17 protein-coding genes are annotated in these 22708 nt (G+C 35.3%); 10 read left to right on the top strand and 7 right to left on the bottom strand.

All coding sequences use genetic code 11. The features are described from left to right. From KO524_RS08510 to KO524_RS08475, 8 genes are all read left to right on the top strand, one after another. On the top strand, positions 1-2650 hold a 2650-nt coding region (locus tag KO524_RS08510), incomplete at its 5' end, for a hypothetical protein (protein WP_219292940.1). Positions 2651-2847: 197 nt separating this feature from the next. After that, the gene (locus KO524_RS08505) at positions 2848-4695 is read left to right on the top strand and encodes a hypothetical protein (protein ID WP_219292938.1); all 1848 of its coding nucleotides are present in this window, start codon (positions 2848-2850) and stop codon (positions 4693-4695) included. Between the two features lie 6 nt (positions 4696-4701). Then, the gene (locus KO524_RS08500) at positions 4702-5958 is read left to right on the top strand and encodes a gliding motility-associated C-terminal domain-containing protein (RefSeq protein WP_219292936.1); all 1257 of its coding nucleotides are present in this window, start codon (positions 4702-4704) and stop codon (positions 5956-5958) included. A 10-nt stretch (positions 5959-5968) separates the two neighbouring features. Further along, a complete protein-coding gene (locus KO524_RS08495; protein WP_219292934.1) occupies positions 5969-6901 on the top strand; it encodes a type IX secretion system membrane protein PorP/SprF in 933 nt (310 codons plus the stop codon). A gap of 11 nt (positions 6902-6912) precedes the next feature. Next, entirely contained in the window at positions 6913-8868 is a 1956-nt protein-coding gene (locus KO524_RS08490; protein WP_219292932.1) for an OmpA family protein, read from the top strand. A 515-nt stretch (positions 8869-9383) separates the two neighbouring features. Further along, positions 9384-10364, top strand: a complete 981-nt coding sequence (locus tag KO524_RS08485; protein WP_219292930.1) for an AraC family transcriptional regulator — start codon at positions 9384-9386, stop codon at positions 10362-10364. Next, positions 10364-11350: an AraC family transcriptional regulator gene (locus tag KO524_RS08480; RefSeq protein ID WP_219292928.1), complete on the top strand. Its 987-nt coding sequence runs from the start codon at positions 10364-10366 to the stop codon at positions 11348-11350. The genes KO524_RS08485 and KO524_RS08480 overlap by 1 nt, the downstream gene beginning before the upstream one ends. 1176 nt (positions 11351-12526) lie before the next feature. Continuing rightward, positions 12527-12985, top strand: a complete 459-nt coding sequence (locus tag KO524_RS08475; RefSeq protein WP_219292926.1) for a thioredoxin family protein — start codon at positions 12527-12529, stop codon at positions 12983-12985. A 90-nt stretch (positions 12986-13075) separates the two neighbouring features. Here the strand turns inward: KO524_RS08475 and KO524_RS08470 are convergent, their stop codons facing one another. The 6 genes from KO524_RS08470 to KO524_RS08445 form a co-directional block, all read right to left on the bottom strand. Further along, positions 13076-13810, bottom strand: a complete 735-nt coding sequence (locus KO524_RS08470; protein ID WP_219292924.1) for a hypothetical protein — start codon at positions 13808-13810, stop codon at positions 13076-13078. A 190-nt stretch (positions 13811-14000) separates the two neighbouring features. Beyond that, positions 14001-14387 carry a VOC family protein gene (locus tag KO524_RS08465; protein WP_219292922.1) on the bottom strand — a complete coding sequence of 129 codons (387 nt, stop codon included), beginning with the start codon at positions 14385-14387 and terminating at the stop codon, positions 14001-14003. Beyond that, the gene (locus tag KO524_RS08460; RefSeq protein ID WP_219292920.1) at positions 14384-14746 is read right to left on the bottom strand and encodes a DUF1304 domain-containing protein; all 363 of its coding nucleotides are present in this window, start codon (positions 14744-14746) and stop codon (positions 14384-14386) included. Before KO524_RS08460 ends, KO524_RS08465 begins: the two co-directional genes overlap by 4 nt. 299 nt (positions 14747-15045) lie before the next feature. Then, positions 15046-16287 (bottom strand): sodium:proton antiporter, encoded by a 1242-nt coding sequence (locus tag KO524_RS08455; protein ID WP_219292918.1) that lies wholly within the window; start codon positions 16285-16287, stop codon positions 15046-15048. 249 nt (positions 16288-16536) lie between these two features. After that, positions 16537-17601 (bottom strand): inorganic phosphate transporter, encoded by a 1065-nt coding sequence (locus KO524_RS08450; protein ID WP_219292916.1) that lies wholly within the window; start codon positions 17599-17601, stop codon positions 16537-16539. Positions 17602-17607: 6 nt separating this feature from the next. Beyond that, positions 17608-18252 carry a DUF47 domain-containing protein gene (locus tag KO524_RS08445; RefSeq protein WP_219292914.1) on the bottom strand — a complete coding sequence of 215 codons (645 nt, stop codon included), beginning with the start codon at positions 18250-18252 and terminating at the stop codon, positions 17608-17610. Positions 18253-18573: 321 nt separating this feature from the next. Here KO524_RS08445 and KO524_RS08440 point away from each other — a divergent pair, with 321 nt between their 5' ends. Both KO524_RS08440 and KO524_RS08435 read left to right on the top strand, forming a co-directional pair. After that, complete coding sequence (locus KO524_RS08440; RefSeq protein WP_219292912.1) at positions 18574-20361, top strand: hypothetical protein; 1788 nt, start codon at positions 18574-18576, stop codon at positions 20359-20361. Positions 20362-20723: 362 nt separating this feature from the next. Beyond that, positions 20724-21020 carry a hypothetical protein gene (locus KO524_RS08435; RefSeq protein ID WP_219292910.1) on the top strand — a complete coding sequence of 99 codons (297 nt, stop codon included), beginning with the start codon at positions 20724-20726 and terminating at the stop codon, positions 21018-21020. Positions 21021-21096: 76 nt separating this feature from the next. On the opposite strand, the gene KO524_RS08430 is transcribed toward KO524_RS08435, so the two are convergent. After that, positions 21097-22323 (bottom strand): hypothetical protein, encoded by a 1227-nt coding sequence (locus tag KO524_RS08430; protein WP_219292909.1) that lies wholly within the window; start codon positions 22321-22323, stop codon positions 21097-21099. Between the last annotated feature and the right edge of the window lie 385 nt (positions 22324-22708).

Below are 22708 nucleotides of genomic sequence, written 5' to 3'. Positions count from 1 at the left end.
AGGTAACGTTTATTACGACGGAACTCAATTCACTTATATTGATCAAGCGGGTAATACCCACATCATCAATTTCGAAGACATCGTTCAAGCCAACGAAACCTTGACTATTTTAGGTTATACTACAACAAATGGTATGTTGACGTATCAAGATGAGAAAGGTAATATTACGACAGTTGATATCAAAGGAGCGGTTAAATCTTTTGAAACCTTGACTAGTTTAACGTCAGATGCTGCAAACGGTACCATAACATTTAAGGATGAAAAAGAACAATCTCACGTTATCAACATCAAAGATTTGGTGGGAATGAGCGAAAAGATTACGACTTTAACTAAAAATCCTAATGGAACATATACCTATAAAAATGAAGCTGATGCTTTAGTAACATTTGATCCAAGTATGGTTAATGTGACCTATGCTAATGGAATCTATACTTTCAAAGATAATCTAGGAAATACTTTAACTGAGATTAATACTAATGCAAGTAATATCATTTACAACAATGTAACTTCTGGACTAACATCAGTTAATGTTCAAGGTGCCATTGATGAATTGGTAAGTAAATTTAATAATATTGCCATACCAAAAGGGAATTTAACAGGGACTGGAATTTCTGTAACCAACGGTACAGATGCAACTTTGAAAAATACTCAAATTGCTATAACACCGGGTGGACCTGGTCAGATTATGGCTACTAATTCAGCTGGTAACGCAACTGAATGGATAGATAAATCAGCGGTAGTTCCAACAACTACAAACACTTTGACTAAAGAGGGAACTAATACTATAGTTTCAACGGTTAATGGAGTTGTAGCTAAAGCGAATCTTGTTGAAAGTGTTGTTAATGCTATTACGGGAAGTTCGATAATGACTACTGTAAACGGAGTTGCTTCTACAGCAATTGATTTGACTAATGCTATTCAAGCCGGACAAAAAACGGTAACTGTTGTTAACGGAGAAAATACTACAGTAACATCAACTGCAAGTGGAAATAATACCGAATACAAAGTAAATGTTTCTAAGACGGATATTCAAGCAGCTCAAAAAACAACAGTTGTTGCTGCAGGTACAGGTATTACAGTAACTCCTAACACTTTGGGTAATGAGACAACCTATACGGTAGCCACTAGTGGAACTACAGCGGTTACTTTGGCTGGAGATGTAACAGGTCCAACGACTAATACTAAAGTAGAACGTATTCAAACAGTACCGGTAAGCTCAGTAGCTCCGAGAAACAATGAGGTTTTAACCTTCGACGGAACCACTTGGAAACCAGCTGCACCAACTCAAGTAACCAAAGGGAATCTTACGGGAACAGGGATTACAGTTACAGATGGAAATGAAGCTACTTTGAGAAATGTTCAAATAGCAATTACACCAGGTAGTGCCGGACAGATGTTAGTAACGAATCCAGCTGGAAATGGAACCCTATGGGTAGATACTTCAGCAATTACGCCGCTAATAACAAATGTGTTATCCAAAGAAGGTACGAATACCTTAGTTTCAACGGTTAATGGAGTTGTAGCGAAAGCGAATCTTGTTGAAAGTGTTGTTAATGCTATTACGGGAAGTTCGATAATGACTACTGTAAATGGAGTTGCTTCTACAGCAATTGATTTGACTAATGTTATTCAAGCCGGACAAAAAACGGTAACTGTTGTTAACGGAGAAAATACTACAGTAACATCAAGTGCAAGTGGAAATAATACCGAATACAAAGTAAATGTTTCTAAGACGGATATTCAAGCAGCTCAAAAAACAACAATTGTTGCTGCAGGTACAGGTATTACAGTAACTCCTAATACGTCTGGTAATGAGACAACTTATACAGTAGCCACTAGTGGAACTACAGCGGTTACTTTGGCTGGAGATGTAACTGGTCCATCGACTAATACTAAAGTTGAACGTATTCAAACAGTACCGGTAAGCTCAGTAGCTCCGAGAAACAATGAAGTTTTAACCTTCGACGGAACCAGTTGGAAACCGGTATTACCAACAGTTGACGCGGGAACAATCACCAATGGTAAAGCATTTACCTCAACCGATTTAGACTTGCAAGGTGATCCGAATACTTCTTTATTAAAAGCAGTATCGGCAAATATTAAAATAGGAGCGGTGACTTCAGAAAAAATTCTAGATGGAACCATTAAACCAATTGATATGAATTCTGAAGGAAGTAACTTAGTATTGACAACGGATGCTTCTGGGCGACCAACTTGGATTAATAAATCAGATTTAAATCAAGCCAGTCAAAAAACCAGTTCAGTGGTAGGAGCTACTACGGATGTAGTAGTAACACCAACTGTAACAGGAGATAATACAGAATATTCCGTTGCAGTCAAAGCGGCGATGCCTAAATTCTTCTATATGCCAGCAGTAATATTTGATACTAATACGAATGGTGCTAAAACTAAAAACTTATATACAGAGTATACAGCGCAATTCGGTGCAGGTGGCGGTATGATTTCTAGTGCAAATTCATCAGGATTTATCCCAGTTCTACCAGCTAATCAACTAGAGTTTTATGTAACGTATTACGATCCTGCTGTTTTTAGTAATTTAAGCATAGATGTTAACGGTGTACTATCCTATACGGTTATAGGTAAAGCTACAAGAGCTTCATATATGAATATAGTATTTGTGGTTAAATAAATATAAATGCTGCGTAGCGCTCGAAATTAGAGTAGAGTGCTATGCAGTCTTAAAAAAGTGAAAAATATATTTATTAAATAAACACAGTTTTAAGATTGAAAATGATAAAGAGAATCTGCGATAAGGATTATGAAGTTGTTTTAATGTGCATATCGTATTCTAATTCAATTTAAAAACTGGTTTTAAAACAAACAACTATGATGAAAAAGTACAATCAGGAAGCATTTCTTTCTCAAGCTAGCTTAGGTATAGAAAGTAGAAATAATGTTAATAAATCAATTGGACATAAGATAATAGAGAAGTTTCTACTTTTTTTAATCCTATTTATAACATTAGGAGGGATTGGTAACCACCATATATATGCACAGACTATTGATTTATGTGATGGTCTAAGTGATCCGGTAATAAGTTCTCAATATAGTAATCTTTTTAAAACGGAAAAGGGATTTGTCGTATTTGGTATGTCGGCAGAACCTGCAGGTAATCCGAGCTCTGTAAATACGGTTCCAGTTTTAGTAACACCAGAAAATGGGTACAACTATACGGGAACGCCTCTTTTGGCATCGTTGGGCTCTCGAAGTGCAAATATTGCGCAATATCTTTTGTTAACCACAAGCGGTTTGTATTCTTGGGGTGGTGTTAGAGGAGCTCTTCCCTATATGATGAAATCATCACCGGCATTTGGTGGAGTAGCTTTACCAACAGGGGTGTTACCTACCGATATTAAATACATGACCTCTGGTGGAGGGGTAACGGCTTTGTTAACGAATCTAGGAGAAGTTTATATTGCCGCTGAAAATGTTGCGAGTTCTGGTATATATGGAGTAGCAACCCCAAATATTCACGGATGGAATAAAGTTCGAGGTTTAGGAGGAGGAGATCTAACAGATGTCAAGTTTATAAAAGTAACGACTCATGCCGCTTTTGCGGTAACCAATTCAGGGGACTTTTATACCTGGGGAGATAAGGCGTCTTTAGGAAACGGTACAGCGCCAGCTGTGATCAAGACACCTAAAAAAATGACATTGCCGTTTCCAGCTGCTGATTTAAAGATGATCGCTATGACATTAAATACTGCCGATACTTTTACAGGTGTAAGTTATTATGCTTTAAATGGCTCGAATAAAAAAGTATATGCATTTGGTGACAATTATAAAGCGCAATTAGGTCAGGGTAATAATGTAGATTTAAAATCCTGGACCATTGTTAAACGTGCTGCAGGTGTGGAATTGACAGGTGTAACCTTTATTAATGCCAACGACAATTCCTTTATAAATCCTTCAGCAGGAGCGATCACAGAGGACGGTACAGTCTACTTATGGGGACATGCCATAGCTGGAAAACTGGGGAATCCAAGTTATATGACCGATGTGAAATATGCACGTGTACCCGATGGATTTGTACCGGGTAGTAAGGCAACTTATGTAGAGTTAGGCGGGTATTTCTCCATTTATACAACAGAAGATAACGACCACTTTTGTTTTGCAGGTTTGTCCAATTATGGAGTGATGGGTAATGGTGTAAATACGATGGATGAACTTAGGGAATTTGATTGTGAAGACACGGGTTTAATTGATGATTTTTGTTTAAACAAGCCCAAGGTATCCTCCTTTAAAGTAGTTAAACACGGTCGATTCGAGAACCCAAGAGGTGATGGTTTTGCACAGGTAGGGGACCGTATTTTATACACTTTCAGAGTTGAAAATACTGGAAATGTGCCGTTGACCGACATTCGAATTACTGATCCTTTAATTACGGTAAATGGTGGTCCAATAAGCTTAAATGCTGGACAAATTGATACCAATACATTTTCTGGAGTATATATTATTACCGATGCGGATTTGGAATTAGAAAAGGTGTACAACTTGGCTACCGGTTCTGCAAAAAATCCGCAACAAAATACCATTACAGTAGAATCTGTAGCTCAGAATCCTTTAGATCCATCCGATCCGAAGTATCCAACCTGCCCAAATTGTACGATGACGGAGGTTCCTGAAAGTGGGATTTTAATTACAAATCCCATGATTTACCAAAAAGTAAAATAAACTAGTATGAAAATTTTAAAAAATAAATATCTGTTGTGTTTGTCTTTGAGTTCTTTTTTAGGATTTGGACAAACAGTCAATGAAGGGATTTTTATAGTCCTTCCTGAGACCAATGTATCTACTGTTTATTCTTTTATTAATGAAAAAGGAGCAACAGTGCAAAATGATGGCGGATTATACTTTTATTCTCATTTTACCAACGAAGGATTATACACTTTTGATGGAAATAAAAAAACTTCCTATGCTGTTTTCCAACCTTATGAAGGTGGAATAGGAGCACAAAATCTACTAGGCTCTGCGCCTAGTGGATTCTATGATGTGTTGTTTAATAACCCAACTACAATTCGTGCTTTTGAGTTGCATAACGATATGAATATTTCGGGTACTGCAAATTTTAAAGACGGTATCGTTCAAATCGACTCCCTGAATGGAGCTATGGTTTTTGAACGTGGCGCTAAAGCAATTAACGTTTCCGATATGAGTCACGCCGATGGAGAGGTTGAGAAAATAGGTGATGAAGGATTTGTATATCCTATAGGTGATGATGGGTTTTATCGCTATGCACGAATCAGTGCACCGAAAGACCTCCAAGGAAGTTTTTTGGGTAAATATTACTTAAAAAACTCCAATCCAAAACAACCTCATAACAACAAGGCAGAAAGTATAGAACTGATTGATAATAAAGAGTATTGGACAATCGAAAAAGCGGCTGGAAAAACAGACGTCGTTTTGACCTTAAGTTGGGATAAAAGAACCACTCCAGACGAATTGATTAAAAATGCAGAGAAAACAATGCGCATTGTTCGTTGGGACACCAATAAAAACTTATGGGTAGATCAAGGCGGTATTGTTGATATGGCCGATAAAACGGTTACCAGTATTGCAGAAGTTGATGGTTATGGTGTTTTTACTCTTGCGGCTATAAAAGATGATTGGATTGACGACGATGAAGTCATTATTTACAATGCGGTTAGTCCGAATGGCGATGGTGAAAATGATTATTTTATCATTAAAAATATAGAGAAATACCCCAACAATACGGTTCAAGTTTACAACCGTTGGGGAGTAAAGGTTTTTGATACGGATAATTATAACGCTTACGATAATGTGTTTAAAGGATATTCTGATGGAAGAGTTACCGTTAAGAAAAATGATAAATTACCAACTGGAACCTATTTCTATATCGTCAATTACGAATTTACCGATAAAACAGGAAGTCGTATGATTAAGAAATCTGGATATCTACACTTAGAAAACAACTAAAACGAGACAGATGAAAACAATAAATAAAATCAAAGGTTTGGCTTTAGGAATTCTTTTTTTAGGAGTAGTGTCTCCAAGTCAAGCCCAGCAAGACCCACAATATACGCAATACATGTATAATACCATCAACGTGAATCCAGCTTATGCGGGATCTCGAGGAGTGATGAGTGTCTTTGGAATGTATCGTACCCAATGGGTAGGAATGGATGGAGCTCCCAAAACGGCCAATTTATCAGTACATACCCCTTTGGGTGATTCGCGCTTGGGATTGGGAGTTTCTTTTATTAACGACCGTATAGGAGCGATGGATGAAAACAATATTTCGGCAGATTTGTCTTATACAATTGATTTGAATAGAAATTATAAATTGTCGTTTGGGATAAAGGCTACAGCCAATTTGCTCAACGTGGATTATTCTAAATTAAATATTTACGATCCCAACGATGTGATGTTTCAAGAGAATATCGATAGCCAGTTTAGTCCAAACATTGGTGCTGGTTTGTATCTGCATTCAGACAAAACTTATGTAGGATTATCTGTTCCGAACTTTTTAACAACCGATCGCTACGACGACAACGACATTACTACTATGAAGCAAAAAATGAGCTTTTATTTGATAGGAGGACATGTTTTTGATTTGAGTCCGAGTTTGAAATTGAAACCCGCCTTTTTGATGAAAGCTATTCAAGGAGCACCCTTACAAGTAGATGTATCCGCTAACTTTATGATTCAAGAAAAGTTTGTTGTGGGAGCCGCTTACCGTTGGGACGCTGCCTTCAGCGGATTAGTGGGCTTTCAAGCTACCGATGGTTTATTTGTCGGTTACGCCTACGATGCAGAAACCACCAAATTGTCTCACTACAATTCGGGTTCTCACGAAATATTTTTGCGATTTGAATTATTCAATCGCTTTAACCGAATCACAACACCACGATTCTTTTAATTGGACTGAATATGATGAAAAATATACATAAAATAGTTATTGTTGGATTTTTTTTGATAGGCTTTATCGCTAAAGCACAAGTCAATCAAGAAAAGTTAGGAGACAAAAATGTAGAGCGCTATGCTTATATTGAAGCTATAAAAATCTACGAAAGAATTGCAAAAGCAGGCTATGAATCTGTGAGCCTATCTCGAAATTTGGCCGATTCCTATTATTTTAATGGAAAATTGATAGAAGCCAACGAATGGTATGCAAAAATGTTTAGCCAGTTGACCGGCAATCCAACTACTGCGGAGTATTATTACCGCTATGCACAAACGCTTAAAGCAGTGGGCAATTATACAGAATCTGATGCTTATCTAGAGAAATTTAAACTACAAGAAATAGCAGATAGTCGCGGTGTATTATTTGAAGAGCACAAAAATTATCTCGAAGAAATCAAAGCCAATTCAGGCCGATTCAATATGAATAATTTAAATATAAATAGCCGCTATTCCGATTATGGATCAACGGTTTATAACAATCAGCTTATATTTACTTCTGCCAGAGACACCGGTTTTGTAGCTAAAAAAATACATTCGTGGACTGGAGAATCGTTTAGCAGCTTATATGCAGCTGAATTAGAGTCAGATGGTAGTGTGGGTGTAGTCAAACCTTTTGCTAAAGAGATTCGCAGTAAATTTAATGAATCGACCCCGGTGTTTAGTGCGGACGGACAAACCGTTTATTTTACCCGCAATAATTTTTTAAACGGCAAACGCGGACGAGATTTAAAACAGACCACGCTTTTAAAAATTTATAAAGCTACTTTAAAAGATGGTAAGTGGACCGATATTGAAGCATTACCGTTTAATTCGGATCAATTTAGCACCGCGCACCCTGCTTTGACTGCTGATGGGAAATGGATGTATTTTGCCTCGGATCGCGAAGGGGGATTTGGACAATCGGATTTGTATAAGGTCGAAATCTTAAATAAAGGAGGTTTTGGTACTCCGATTAATTTAGATAAAATTATCAATACCGAAGGACGCGAGAGTTTTCCTTTTATTACACCAGACAACGAACTGTACTTTTCTACAGATGGGCGTCCAGGATTAGGAGGTCTGGATATTTATGTCACTAAAATTGAAGATGATGGAAGTTTTTCCGAAGTTCAAAATATTGGTGCTCCTGCTAATAGTCCGTTAGACGATTTTGCCTATTATATCGATTATGAATCGCGTAAAGGATTTTTGAGTTCTAACCGTGAAGAAGGAGCTGGAAAAGATGATATTTATTCATTCTTAGAAACGCGCCGATTGGCTTTGGAATGCATACAGGGAATTTATGGATTAGTATATGATAAAGCTACTAAACTACCTTTGGAAAATACGGATCTGATTTTATATGATGCTAATTTTGAAAAAATTGCCAATCTAAAAACAGCAGCAGACGGAACATTTGCTTTTAAAGATTTAAAGTGTGGAGCTCGATATCGCATCAATTCCAGTTTAGAAGAATATACTACTGCTGAAGTTACGGTAAATCTACCTGCTGAAAACGGAATGACTCAAGTAGATTTTGGTTTGGAAAAGAACCGTATAGAAGTTAAAAAAGGAGATGATTTGTTTAAAGTACTAAAACTAGAACCGATTTATTTTGATTTTGATAAATCGAATATTAGACCAGATGCTGCAACGGAATTAGCCAAAGTTGTAGAAGTACTACGTGAATACCCATTGATGAAAATCGATGTTCGATCGCATACCGATAGCCGCGGAAAAGACGCCTATAATATGGCTTTATCTGATCGAAGAGCTAAATCAACCATTCAATGGATTGTCGATCAAGGTATCTCGAGAAGTCGGGTAAGTGGTAAAGGTTATGGAGAATCACAATTAATCAACAGATGTAAAAACGGAGTCAAATGTTCTGATGTGGAGCACGAAGAAAACCGAAGAAGTGAATTTATTGTCGTGGATTTATAATGTAATTTAAAAACAGCGGTTATCTCAAAAGGATAACTGCTGTTTTTTTATTTAGAGATTTAAGGTCAATGAAAAATAGCAATACTGACGTTAATGTAATCTTAAAGCCCATCTTAATGCGCAATTGCAAATCATGATGTTTTTTTTTGTTTATTGTTATAACAACACCGGATTATATAATAAATGAATTGTTAAAAAAGTTAAATTATTTAAGCTTGATAGCTTAATCTGTAATTGGTTAATATAAACACTAAAGTGTAACTAATATGGTTATGCTTTTTTTAGTTTTGTACTTATAGGAAGTACAGCATTAAAAAGCTATTTTAAAAATCAAAGTATTTGTAAAAAAGGCTGTCAATATGATAGATGTGTAGATATTATCTTAAAAAAATATTATTATAGGTAGTGAGATGCTTATTTTAACAATATTTTAAGGTTTAAAATTCCTAAATATTTTTTTTTATCTTATTTTTATATATTATATAATTTTTTTTGAAATTTAAATTTAATCCATTTTGAAATTAGTTCAACATAAATACGACCCGAGTAGACGTATCATTGATATGGTAGCAGACGCTATGGAAGGGACCATTGAAGGAAATTTTATTACTGGAGATACGCCATTATATAAAGGAACGCATTATGGAATGGAAGGCGATGTGAATCTAGCGGCTTTAATGACGGATACTTATTATAAGGAGGAAGCGTTAATATCGTATGAAAGTCCGGATATAGGATTTGTCAACATCACGTTTATGATTACGGATCAAACCATTGAATTTACCGTCAATAAGCAACCGAGAAGTTTAAGTAAATGGAGTAATGATATTTGTATCAATGACGTTGTTTTACCCAACGATTATTTAGTAAGGAAGAATAGCAATGTTTTTACCATAGGTATTTTTATTGAGAAAGAAACACTAAAAGAGGCTTTGGAGAGCAAAGGAATGTTGAGTTCTCACAGTGAAGATGTTTTTGACGATACTAAAAACACAATAATTCGCTTGGATAGAATGAGTTTTGAGTGCTTAAATCTGATTAACGATTTTAGAAAAATATCCTATGATAATCCCTTTTTTGAAATTTATTTTAGAAGCATGGTGCATGCCTTATTATATAAATATTTAGATGACATTTCAACTGAAAAAATGGTAATTTCTAAAGTGACTTTCGACGACTTTAAAAATATATTAACAGCTAAAAATAGTTTGTTGAATTCGATTGAAGGACGTTTTCCGGGAATTGATTTTTTAGCTAGCGAAGTAGCGATGTCTGCTTCCAAGTTTAAAAATCTTTTTGTTAAAATTACAGGAGCAACCCCAGCTAATTTTTTTAATCAAAATAAATTGCTTAGAGCAAAAGAATTATTGGAGTCCCAAAATTTAACGATTTATGAAATAGTTAGCCAACTAAATTATTGCAGCACATCTTATTTTGCAAAGTGTTTTAAAGAAATGTATGGCCTATTCCCAAAGGAATATCAAAAGCAATTGTAATGAGTTCAAAATCTTCTATCGAATTTAAGCATGTTTATTCACTAACTTCCGAGTGGATGACTAAATTTTCAACGGAATTGGGTTGTACAATTGTAAACGACACCATTATGCATTTCCCCAAACACTTGGCGGAAGGCTCGAGTTATTTTTTAAATATACACCCAGATATGTCTGTTTTTGTGTTTGATATGATACATAAACAGTCTGTGAATTTTTCACGTATGCCAGTAGAGGAAGCTTATTGGATTCTCTATTATGATCTGTCAGACGACAACAATCAGCATGTCATTAAAAATATAAAACACAGCGTGGGTGAAAATTCAAAATTGAGTTTTGCCATTATGGATAGTCGTACACAAAGTGCTTATATCTCTAAAAAAGGAGTACGTGAGTTTTCTCTAAGGATATTGGTTCGTAAATCTTTTATAACCCAACTATTGCATACAAAGCAATTGTCTAATAATATTAGTCAAATGCTCGATAACGAATTATTCTTTTATGGGCTAATTGATAGTAAGAGTAAATCGATTTTATTTGATTTAAAAAAGAAGAAAATTGACAGTCCCTTTTATAATTTATTAATCAATAGTGTTGCTTATAATTTATTGGGTTTTTTCTTAGAAAAGCAAAGCCAGTTTAATATGGATGATGAAAATAGTATATTTGAAAGAGACCGTGATGCTATTTTAAAAAGTCATGAGTTTCTTATTGCGGATCTTACCGTTCCCTTTCCGGGAATAGAAACCTTAGTTCAAATTGCTAATATGTCTATTACTAAATATAGGCGGTTGTATAAAAGCATCTATAAAACAACACCCGTTGCTTTTTTTAGAACGGAAAAACTGTTATATGCTAAACAGTTAATGGAAACGGGTAATTTTAGATCAATTAGTGAAATCGCATTTTCTTTAGGATATAATAATGTTAACCACTTTATGATTATATATAAAAAACAATTCGGAAGCTGTCCCTTCGATGAAATTTAGTCGTTAAGCATCGTTGATACTCATCATCGATTTACCTGATTCGACGTCTTTTTAGAAATATAGTGTGATTTTACTTTCAGTGTTTTCGCTAGAAAGTGGTTTTGTATAGCGATTCAAACTCCTTTTTTGAATTGAATAAAACCTAAACTGCTGACAGGTTTGTTGTTAGCTTTCTTGTTTTTATATACTTAAGGCAGTTGAAAAAAAATAAATAAAAACCCCAAAAAAACAACCAAAACCAATTAGTTTACGTAATATTGCACTGTTGGTTAAGTTTGTTATTTGACTAACGTTACTCCCTATGTCAGGCTTCCAATTCTGCTTAGGGAGATTTTTTTTTACCCCAGTCAGGCTCTCCGCCAAAGGGGCTCCTTCACTTTATTTAATCTGCCTATTACTGTATTAAGTCGTTATTTATATATTTCTTATAGATGAGCAAGAATGATTTTTTTGTATATAGTTTCTTCCTTAACTCACTTCATTGGAAAAACGCTTTTAGACCTTCATTGCCATTTATCCAATATATTTTCTAGGATCTAGTAGTTCAAAAAATTACATACTAAGCCATCGTAAATGATTAAAGGAGTTTACTAATTATGGATTCCAAATCACCATAGGAGCTATTCCTGTAAAAACATTAAATAATTGGGGGATTTATAGTGATAAGGACAATATTATAAATATTAACTTTTTAACTAGGTAATGGGAAACATAAAAAGGTTATTTTTGAACCGATGCAACTAAAAGATTCACATATAGCCCGGTTGTTTTTTATAATTTTCACGGTGTATTTTATACAACCGTTTTCGCTCGCATCTACAAAAGTCTGCTCGGGAAAGACGGCTATTTGTATTCAAAAGGTGTGTCAATTATCCAAAGTTGACCGAGTTAACAGTCACAAACTAAAAAAAAGTACCTCTAGCAAAGCGATACAGATTATTACGGTTTCTTGTGAAACTTTGATGAATGCACAGCCTTTTACACTAGATCTGCCGAAAGTGATTTTAGGGACTATTAAAAAATTTAATTTTAAATTAGACATCCATTCGCCTCCATATATACAGTTAATAACACCTCCTCCTAATGGTATTTTGTTTTAATCGTTAAGCAGCATGCTGACTAGTATTAACAGTCATCATGTATTTAATAGAATTTTAATTCAAAATAAATTTTTCAATGAAACAGTGCTTATTTGTATTGTTTTTTGCTGTTATGGGAGTGAGTACTCAGGCGCAAAAAATAAACTGGATCTCTTTTAACGATGCGATAACTGCACAAAAAAAGAATCCCAAACCAATTTTTATAGATGTATATACCAATTGGTGTCCACCGTGTAAAATGTTGGATAAAAATACTTTTGCTGACCGTCAAGTGGTCGATTATATCAACGCCAACTATTATGCCGTAAAGTTTAACGCTGAAGGAAACGAAAGTATTACTTTTGGCGAAAAGACATTTGCTAATCGAAATTATGATGCAGCTAGAGCCAATAGTAGAAACGGTACACATGAATTTACCAATCACTTAGAAATTCGCGCCTATCCTTCGATGATTGTCATTGAAGCAAATAAGAAAATATCTAAAAATATTTTGGGATATCGTACGGCTGAACAGTTGTTGGTTGAATTAAAATAAAATCGAATTTGTTTTGATTTAAAGGCTGTCTCTATATAGAAGACAGCCTTTTTTATGGTCAAAATTTTCCTGACTGCCCACTTGCAATGTTTATTTTAATATAGAAAGGCCGTTGCGATAATTTTGCATAATAGATTTAAATAATTCTCCGTTTGATGGCGGAGTAAGTACAATGGCTTGAGCGCCAATATCTATTGCAGCACTGATGTTGGTTAATGTTTTTCCGCCGGTTGCCATAACGGGATAGTTGGGGTAATTTTGTTGGAGATATTCAATGATACGGCAAGTTTCGTTACCACCAGTAATATGAAATAAATCCACTCCAGATTCGATGCGCTTTTTAAAATCAAAATCCAACATCGAAATACTTGAAATAATGGGGATGCCGATTTTGCTTTTTATTTTCTCGATATCCCGATTTCTAAAGGGTTGGTTTACAATTACGGCAGCGGCTCCGAGTTGTTCTGCCTGTTGTGCCATCGCTAAAGCTATAGGTCCTTGAGTGAGTCCACCGCCTATACCACAGATGACGGGTTTTTCAGAAAAATCTATTAGGGTTTTCATAATCTTTGCAGATGGGGCAAAGGGATAAACAGCCAATACAGCATCGCAGTCACTATGTTCAATTAGTGCGATATCCGTAGAAAATAAAATCGATCTAATCGATTGATTTCCCAGGCTAATGCCACTGCAGTTTTGATGAATACAATCGGGTGTTCGCAATCTGATTTGGCTCTTAGTGTTTCTGAAAAACAACCGTTTCCAAAAGGGCAGTATCACTTTGTTTTCGTTCCAAAAGCTAGTAGGGGTTTTGAGGCTATTCATCGGCTATAGGGTTATATAGCCACAAAAATCAACAAATAGACTAGGGGTATATAGCAAGGTGTAGGCAAATGCTGTTATTGTGTAGTAAAGAAGTAAAAAAATGACACAAAACACAAAAGCGTACCAACAATTTTATTCTATATATAACAACCGCTAAAAGTTTTTTAGAGTTTTAGCGGTTGTTGAATACTTAATTTAGATAATTACTTACAGCAATTAAGTTTAAGTCGGGATCTCTAAAATAAATGGAATTTAGCTGGCCAGTTGCTCCAAGGCGTGCTGTTATTCCACCTTCTAATATGGGAATATTCTTCTCGGTTAACTCTTTTAAAACCTCTTCAAGAGGAGTAGTGGTAATTAGGCAAATATCCGCCGAACCGGGGGTGGCATTTCGCGCTTTAGGGAAAGTCTCATGTTTAAATAACTGCAAGTTGATTTTTTGATTACCAAATAGCAGTGCTTTTTTATTTTTTTCAAAAGTGATGATTTCCATACCCAGAATTTCACTGTAAAACTCACAAGTTTTTTCAATACTTACAACAGTTAAAACCAAATGATCTAAATGACTAATTTTCATATTAAATAAAGAATTATAATGGTGATTAAAGCAGGTAGTGCTTGTTTAAAAAAAATTGATTTCGAAGCGGTAATAGCGCCATAAATTCCAGCTATGCTTACACACGACAAAAAGAAAAAGGCTATGTTTTTTGACCAAAATATATCGGATATAATCAGTGACCAAAATAAACCTGCAGCTAAAAAGCCATTATACAAACCTTGATTAGCAGCCAGAGCTTTCGTTGGTTCAAATAATTCTTGTGGCAGCGATTTAAATGTTTTTTTACCCACAGTTGTCCAAGCAAACATCTCCATCCATAAGATATAAAGATGTTCTAAAGCGATCAGTCCAATTAGAATTTTTGACAATAAAATCATAGTAAAATGAAATTTAGTAACAACCTTAAATATTAAATTTTAGTTTAATTTTAAAATTTACATATTCATAGCTAAGTAATAAAAAATTATAATCATATCAAAATTAATCTTTTGATGATTTAAAGTTCTATTTTAAGATAATTTTTTAGTTTAATTATAAAATTAAAAAACACTGCTTCTGTATGGAGTACTGAAGCAGCGTTTTTTGAAAGTTGGTTTAAATAGTTATTTAATGGTATTTAACTAACTAAATAAATCTTTTATCTTGAATTGTTGAGGATTTGATGGTTTATTGTGATTTATTCTTTCAAGACTTTTTTCGCCAATTTGCCTACTGTAAGCCCTTGGACTACGATGGAGAATAAAACAACAATATAAGTAATTTCCAAAAATAAATCTTTCCACTCTCCGGCAGGCATCGACATCACTAAAGCAATCGACACACCTCCTCGAATTCCACCCCATACCATCACAATCAACGATCCTCTAGAGTAGGTATTGGTTCTTAAAATGGATTTTACTGGAATTAGAATCGACAGCATCCGCGAAAACAAAACGATAAAAATAGCTGCAACTCCCAAAACCAATTGTTCGGAAATATTGGGTAATAACAACAATTCAAATCCGATAAATAAAAAGAGTATGGCATTCATAATCTCATCGATCAATTCCCAGAACTTACCTAAATAGTCGCGGGTTTGTTCGCTCATATCGGCAGACTTACCAAAATTTCCGATAATTAAACCGGCGATCACCATAGCTAACGGACTCGAAACATGCAAGCCTTTTGCGATTAGAAACCCTCCCATTACAATGGATAAGGTAATCAATACCGATACCTTATAGTCGTCAATTTGCTTCATTACCTTAGAGGCTGTTACTCCTAAGAGACCGCCTAAAACTAAGCCGCCAACGGCTTCTTTTAGAAATAGTACAGAAGCAGAGCCAAAAGTAGCGTCAAAACTAGTATCGGTAGCTAATTTAAGAACCACAGCAAACATCACTACCGCAACCCCATCATTAAAAAGGGACTCTCCTGTAATTTTAGTCTCTATGTGCTTGGGTACTTTGGCTTGCTTTAAAATACCTAAAACCACTATGGGATCGGTGGGTGAAATCAAAGTTCCAAACAACAAACAAAAGATATACGGAATAGCAATACCAAATAGTGGTGCTATATAATAGAGTAGCGCAGATATAATCAAAGCAGATAAAACAACACTGATGGTTGAATAGGTTGCTATGGGCCATTTTTGGTCCTTTAAATCCGAAATATTCACGTGTAAAGCCCCTGCAAACAATAGGAAGTTTAGCATGGCTCCCATCAAAATTTCATTAAAATCGAATTCTTGTATTAGAGTAAAAAAGTGCTTGGTGGTATCGGGAAAAATACTGGAACCCAAAAAGCGAATAGCTAGAGATACAAACATAGCAATAAGCATAATACCTATAGTGCCGGGTAGTTTTAAAAACCGCAAATTCAAATATGCAAAAAAGGAAGCTAGTACGATTAATACCGAAAACGTATAATATAATTCCATAAAAAAAACTCTTTTTGCAAAAGTACAATTTTGAAATTAACTTACGGAAATTAAGTCAGTTTATACGTACAATTTTCAGGACCATAACATCCGATTTTTTCTATAATGCAGGAAGCAGCATGGATATTAGGGTAGGAAGTGAAAAAATAAATGTTGGATTGGTAAAAGAAATCTTCTTGTCCAAAATCTCAAAAATGAAAGGGGCTATCTTCTTGAGATAGCCCCTTTTGAATGCGTATTATAATGAGTTTAAAACAATTTGACTAAGGTGTAAATAATGGCTGCTATCGCTGCGGAAACCGGTATGGTCAATACCCAAGCCCATAAGAGGCTGATGGTGATTCCCCAACGTACTGCAGATACTCTTTTTGTTAAACCTACACCGATAATAGAACCGGTAATAGTATGTGTAGTGGAAACCGGAATTCCGAAAAACTCAGAAATATAAAGCGTTAAGGCTCCAGCGGTTTCAGCACTCACTCCTTCTAGAGAATTTACTTTTGTAATCTTCGTTCCCATGGTTTTTACGATTTTCCAACCACCACTCATGGTTCCTAAACCGATGATGATAAAGGATAGCAACGGCACCCAACCCCATTGGTCCACGAAGTAATTAAAACGATCTGGAGAGTTAATCCAATCTTGGTGTCCCGCATCCACGTGATAGAATATAACGGCAGCACCAATAATTCCCATTACTTTCTGTGCGTCATTTCCACCGTGACCTAAACTGAACATGGCAGAAGAAACCAATTGCATCTTCTTAAACCATTTTTCGGCTTTTTTAGGATTGGCGTGTTTAAAGATATTCAAAATACTCAGTGTAATAATGGAAGCTAGGAGCATTCCAATCAACGGAGCAAAAAAGATAAATAATACGATAGGAATAACCTTGGCATAGACAATAACGTGTTCTCCAGTAATACCGGTAAAACCACCAGCATGCATCATGGCAGCACCGATAAATCCACCGATTAAGGTATGTGAAGAAGAAGACGGTATTCCAAATTTCCAAGTTAATAAATTCCAGATAATTGCAGCAATAAGGCCGGCAAATATCACTTCAAGTGTAATAAAGTCTTCATTGACAGATTTGGCAATGGTATTACCAATTTTAAACTCTTGAAACCAATATTTAGAAATAAAATAGGCTATAAAGTTAAAAAAGGCAGCCCATAATACGGCTTGAAAAGGAGTTAAGACCTTGGTAGCTACTATGGTAGCAATTGAATTGGCAGCATCGTGAAAACCATTGATATAATCAAAGACAAACGCCAATACAATGACAATAATTAGTAATGTAAATGGATCCATGGTCTTTTATGAATGTTTAACGGCTATAGCCTCTAAAACGTAAGCAACACTTTTACATTTGTCTGCTGCAGATTCCAAAGTAGAAAGTACTTCTTTGTATTTAATGATGTTTTTAGCATCCATTTCATTTTCAAAAATCTCTTGAACGGCTTTGTCAAAAATCTTATCTGATTTGGCTTCCAATTTGTTGATTTTCTCACAGATGATATTGATGTTCCCCAAATTGCGCATTTCGTTCAGCTCTTCAATAGCTTCGCCAATCAATTTACAAGCATCTAAGTTAACCTCTGTAAGTTTACGGATGGATTTTGAAATTTTAGCCACCTGGTAAATCTTCATTCGGTTGGCCGCCCCATTTAAATAATCAGCAACATAATCAATCGCTTTTATCAAAGCAAAAATGTCTTCACGATCAAACGGAGTAATAAAGTTTTGCCCCAATTCAATATTGATGCGTTGTTTTAAAGCTTCTATCTTTGCTTCTAACTTAGCAATTTCAAGAAAATAAGCTTCGCGTTGATCTTTTGGTGCGTTGACACACTCATGTAATAATTCGGCTAATTGGATTAAACTAGAGGAAGCCTCTTTTAATAAAGGAAAGAAAACCTTGTCCTTTGGTGTAAACATTTTGAAAAACGAATTTATAGACATTTCATGTTATTTAGATGGTGCGAAGAAAGGACTGTAATATTAACTTAAGGTTAAACTAACTTTAGTAAATTGATAAATACTGCCTTTTTCGTTGGTGATTTTTCATTTTGTTAATTTATTTACCGCTCGCAATTTATATTTTGAGTCACTTGCAATAAATATACAAATTATTTTCATTGAAATCACATCTTTAAATATGGGATTAGACGGTGAATTTCTAGGGGTAAAAAACGCCTAAAATAAGTTAGAAGCATGATAATTATCAGTTTACGTAAGCGGGTTTTTTGCTAGTATTGTGCTTCTTATAAAAACAACGAAATCATGTTAACTAAACCCTTACATACCTTTCACATCCCTGTGATGGGATTGGCATATACTATTGATAGCCCTATTCGGGTTGCCAAATATGGTATTTCATCGGTAATTTCAGTAATGGACGATGAATTAATGGAGAAAATGAACCATTTTTATAGTGAGAAGTTCGGTTTTCCATATCAAGAGATCTCTAAAAAAGTCGAAGACTTCCGTTGCAAGCGCATTACTTCTTATCTAAATCTAGTGGATAAAATCGTAAAGCAAAAGTTTTCACAATGGAAAACGGAGTTATTCGAAAGTAAAAAAGCCTTGGAAAATTATATTGATATGTTGCCGCGTACTTCGGAAATCCGTCAAGAACTTCAAAATTATTTACACAAGACCCCGTTTAAGGAAAATTTTAAAAACTTTATCGAGCAGAACTTAAAACCCGGAGCTATTGATGTCAATATCATGACCAAAGTTGACAAAGAAAATTTTAATAAAAACGCTCCTTTGGATACTATATATAATGATGCGCATGCTGCATTAAGAGGATTTGCACAGAGTAATTTGTGTTCTTCGGTAGTATTGTCTGCAGGAATGAATCCGAGATTGTTTAGCTATTTTGAAACTTTTGAAGATTTTTATCCCAATGCATCCGCTGCATTGTCTAAAAAAATTATTCTTAAAGTAAGTGATTATCGCTCGGCCCTGATTCAAGGAAGTTTTTTGGCAAAAAAAGGACTTTGGGTGTCGGAGTATCGCATTGAGTCTGGCCTAAATTGTGGCGGACATGCTTTTGCTACTGATGGTTTTTTGTTAGGACCTATCTTGGAAGAGTTTAAACAAAAACGAAGCGAGTTGGTACAAACGACGCACGAATTAATGTGTAAAGCCTTGGCTCAAAAAGGCAAGTGGATTCCTGAATCTCCTTTACAACTAGACATTACTGCACAAGGTGGAGTAGGCACGGCAGAAGAACACGAATTTCTACTACACGAGTATCAATTGAGCTCGGTAGGTTGGGGAAGCCCATTTCTATTAGTTCCCGAAGCCACATCGGTAGATAAGGAAACCAGACAATTGTTACAAAAGGCAACGGAAAAAGATTTATATCTCAGTAATTTATCACCCTTGGGAATTCCATTTAATACGGTAAAGGGAATGAGCAACGATTTCTTTCGATCGCAGCGAATTTCAAAAGATAAAGCCGGTAGTTCTTGTCCACGCAAGTATTTGGCGCTAAACAAAGATTATTCCAACCAAGGCTTGTGTACCGCTTCTAAAAAATTCCAAGACATTAAAATTAAAGAACTTCAAGGGCTTAAAGATAATATGCCAGAAACGGCCTATAATGATCAATATCAAAGTATAACCGAAAAAGCGTGCTTGTGTATTGGATTGGCAAATGCTTCGCTATTGGAACACGAATTGCCCGTTAAAGGAGAAGCTCAGGGAATTGTGATTTGCCCAGGACCCAATATGGCCTATTTTGACAAAGAAGTTTCCCTAAAAACAATGATTCAGCATATATATCATCGCGGTCAAAGTATTATAGACGGTCCACGTCCACACTTTTTTATTAAGGAGTTACGTATGTATCGCGATCATTTTGTGACAGAGAAAAGGGAATTGCTCCATGATTTCAATGCGATGAAAGAAAAGAAATTGGGTAAGTTTAAGCAAAATTTATTAGATGGAATTACTTACTATCAAAACCTATTTATGTTGGACACGCTCTATTTTTATGAGCATAAACAACTGGCTTTAGATGAATTGAACCAAATCAAAATGGAATTAAATCAATTGTAGTTAGTACATAATGTATTTAATCTTTGTTTTTTAATAAGAGGCAGCTCATTTGAGCTGCCTCTTATTGTTTTATAAGCATTTTCTTCCTTGGTACAGTTCTAAAACAGGTAGTCTTTTATGTATATAATCTGTTTATGGAAATAGCTTAGCGCTTTTAAGGAATGCGACAGCTCGGTTTCGTTTTTTCTTTAAAAGTACGAGGTAGTCAAAATTTAGTTTAAAACAATAAAGCAAGTTAAAAGTTGTTTTATTACCTTGCAGTACCTTTATAAAGGTATATTCTGTAGTGATATTGGATGGTTTTTTATAGATAAATTTTAGTTTTAAAAATATGGAGAACAAAAAAATAGAGGCTTCTTGGGGTGAATTGCTTTCAGGAGCGAACGCTTTGCGGTCAATGGCCGCATTTATTGACCCGCGTACTGCAAACTTCTCGCACTGAGGAAGCCGATTTGGCTGCTGCTTCGATTACCATTATTCAATTGTTAGCTACGGCAGTGGGAACAGCATTGGTTGGACTTACAGTAAATATTTTTGGTATTACTCAAGGCGATTTAACCCATACCGTATCGGCTGCGAATGGATTACTATGGATTTTTATGCTGATTCCCTTTGCAGCTATCGCTATAATCTATTTTGTAAAACCCAAAGAGAGGTAGTCGCGGTAATTCTAAAAAAAAAATCTCGAGTAGCTTCTAAAAACTATTCGAGATTTTTTAAATAAAGGAATGCGGTTTAATGATGCATATAACTTCCCGGTCCTCTTGTACTCTCAATGGATTCTGCGATAATTCCATATTGACTGCGCAAATCTACGGTCCCCAAAACATTTCCTGTCGACAGTTCAATCACATTAATAGTGCCTGAATTAATTCCAGGAATATCTAATAAATTGTTTTGTACGGCAACCACCGATTTACCCGATTTGGTCTTAAAGAAACTCATATGGTGAGCTCCTTTATCGGCATCTAGTGTTTTAACCAAATTCAAATTGGGTAAATTGGAAATATCAAATACCAATACTTTTCCCGGATCGGCAAAACTCACATAAAGTTTTTTAGTATTGTCGATATACATTTCTAGAGTCCAACCCAAGCCGTGAGATGCTCCATCAAAAATTTTGGTGAATTCATCATACTTATGCGTGGTTTCGTTATAAGGAGCAATCCATATATCGCCTCCCAACATCGTTGTAGCCAAGGCGTATTGTGGAAATTCCCCTCTTAAAAGCAACACCTCTACTGGCGCAGACATATCCGTTGGACTATCCGCTACGGTATATGTTTTGATAAGGTCGTAAGTAGTCAAATCGATTAAAGTTGTCGTATTACCTACACCGGAAGTCAAATCGGGATGTATGGTCGATGTTACCATCATCAGATTTCTAGACTCGTTGATCGATATACCGTGAGGATACATAATGAATTTCGTAGGGTCGTCTTCAATAGAGCCTGATATCGTATGTAATAATTGATTGGTAGTGGCATTAAAAACACCTACACTACCACCGGTTAAACTACCATCACCTCCCATAAATGTTACAAAATAACGGTTGTCTGTAGTAAAGAAAATGTTTTCACCTACCGTGTTAGTTCCCGTATTGATCGGAGTAGCACTAACTAATAAAGGATACCCATTATCGTCAACTGCAGTAGTAATCTGATACAAATAATTTCCGCCTAATGCCGTAGTATATAATTTTTTGGCACTATTGTCGTAATAGATGTGGTGAGGCAATACACCCACACCCATTTCGAGTTTGTTTTTGATTTTCCCAAAGTCTAAAGATTCAGGATCCAATTCAATTACAGCCATACCGTCCGGCTTTCCTTCAATGCTTCTATAATCTATAAAGAAAACCGATTCTCTAGATGGAGGTGAAGGATGATTGTCACTATCGCAATTTGCGAATAGCAAAGGAAGTAGTAAAAGTCCTCCCCAATACATAAATTTTCGCTTCATAAGGTTTGTTTTTAGTTTATTTTATACTTTTAGTATGTTAAAATTAGTAAAAAAAAACATATTCAATACATTTGAGCCTATATAATTTTTCTGTTTATTAAATTATAATTGCATTGTGCGATTTTATTAGGGTTTTTGTTGTGCTGTATAGTAATAATTTGGTTTTTTTTATGGCGTTTTTTCGCTATTTCAGAATTAAAAGTAAAAAACGCACGGCAAAGCTGCCTCTAAGAGTGATAGAAATTAAATCAATTCGTACTTTGATGAGTATACCTCAGACCACTTTATTTAGATTTTTGTGGGCTTACTAAGTGGATGGTTAAGGTTCATCTGTATATAAATTACAAGTCATTTCCCATTTAAAATTTGGCGGTATGTTATAGTT

The sequence above is a fragment of the Flavobacterium sp. NKUCC04_CG genome (assembly GCF_019345525.1).
Lineage (GTDB): Bacteria > Bacteroidota > Bacteroidia > Flavobacteriales > Flavobacteriaceae > Flavobacterium.
Note: the sequence above shows the minus strand (reverse complement) of the source record. Positions and strands in the feature narration are given on the sequence as shown.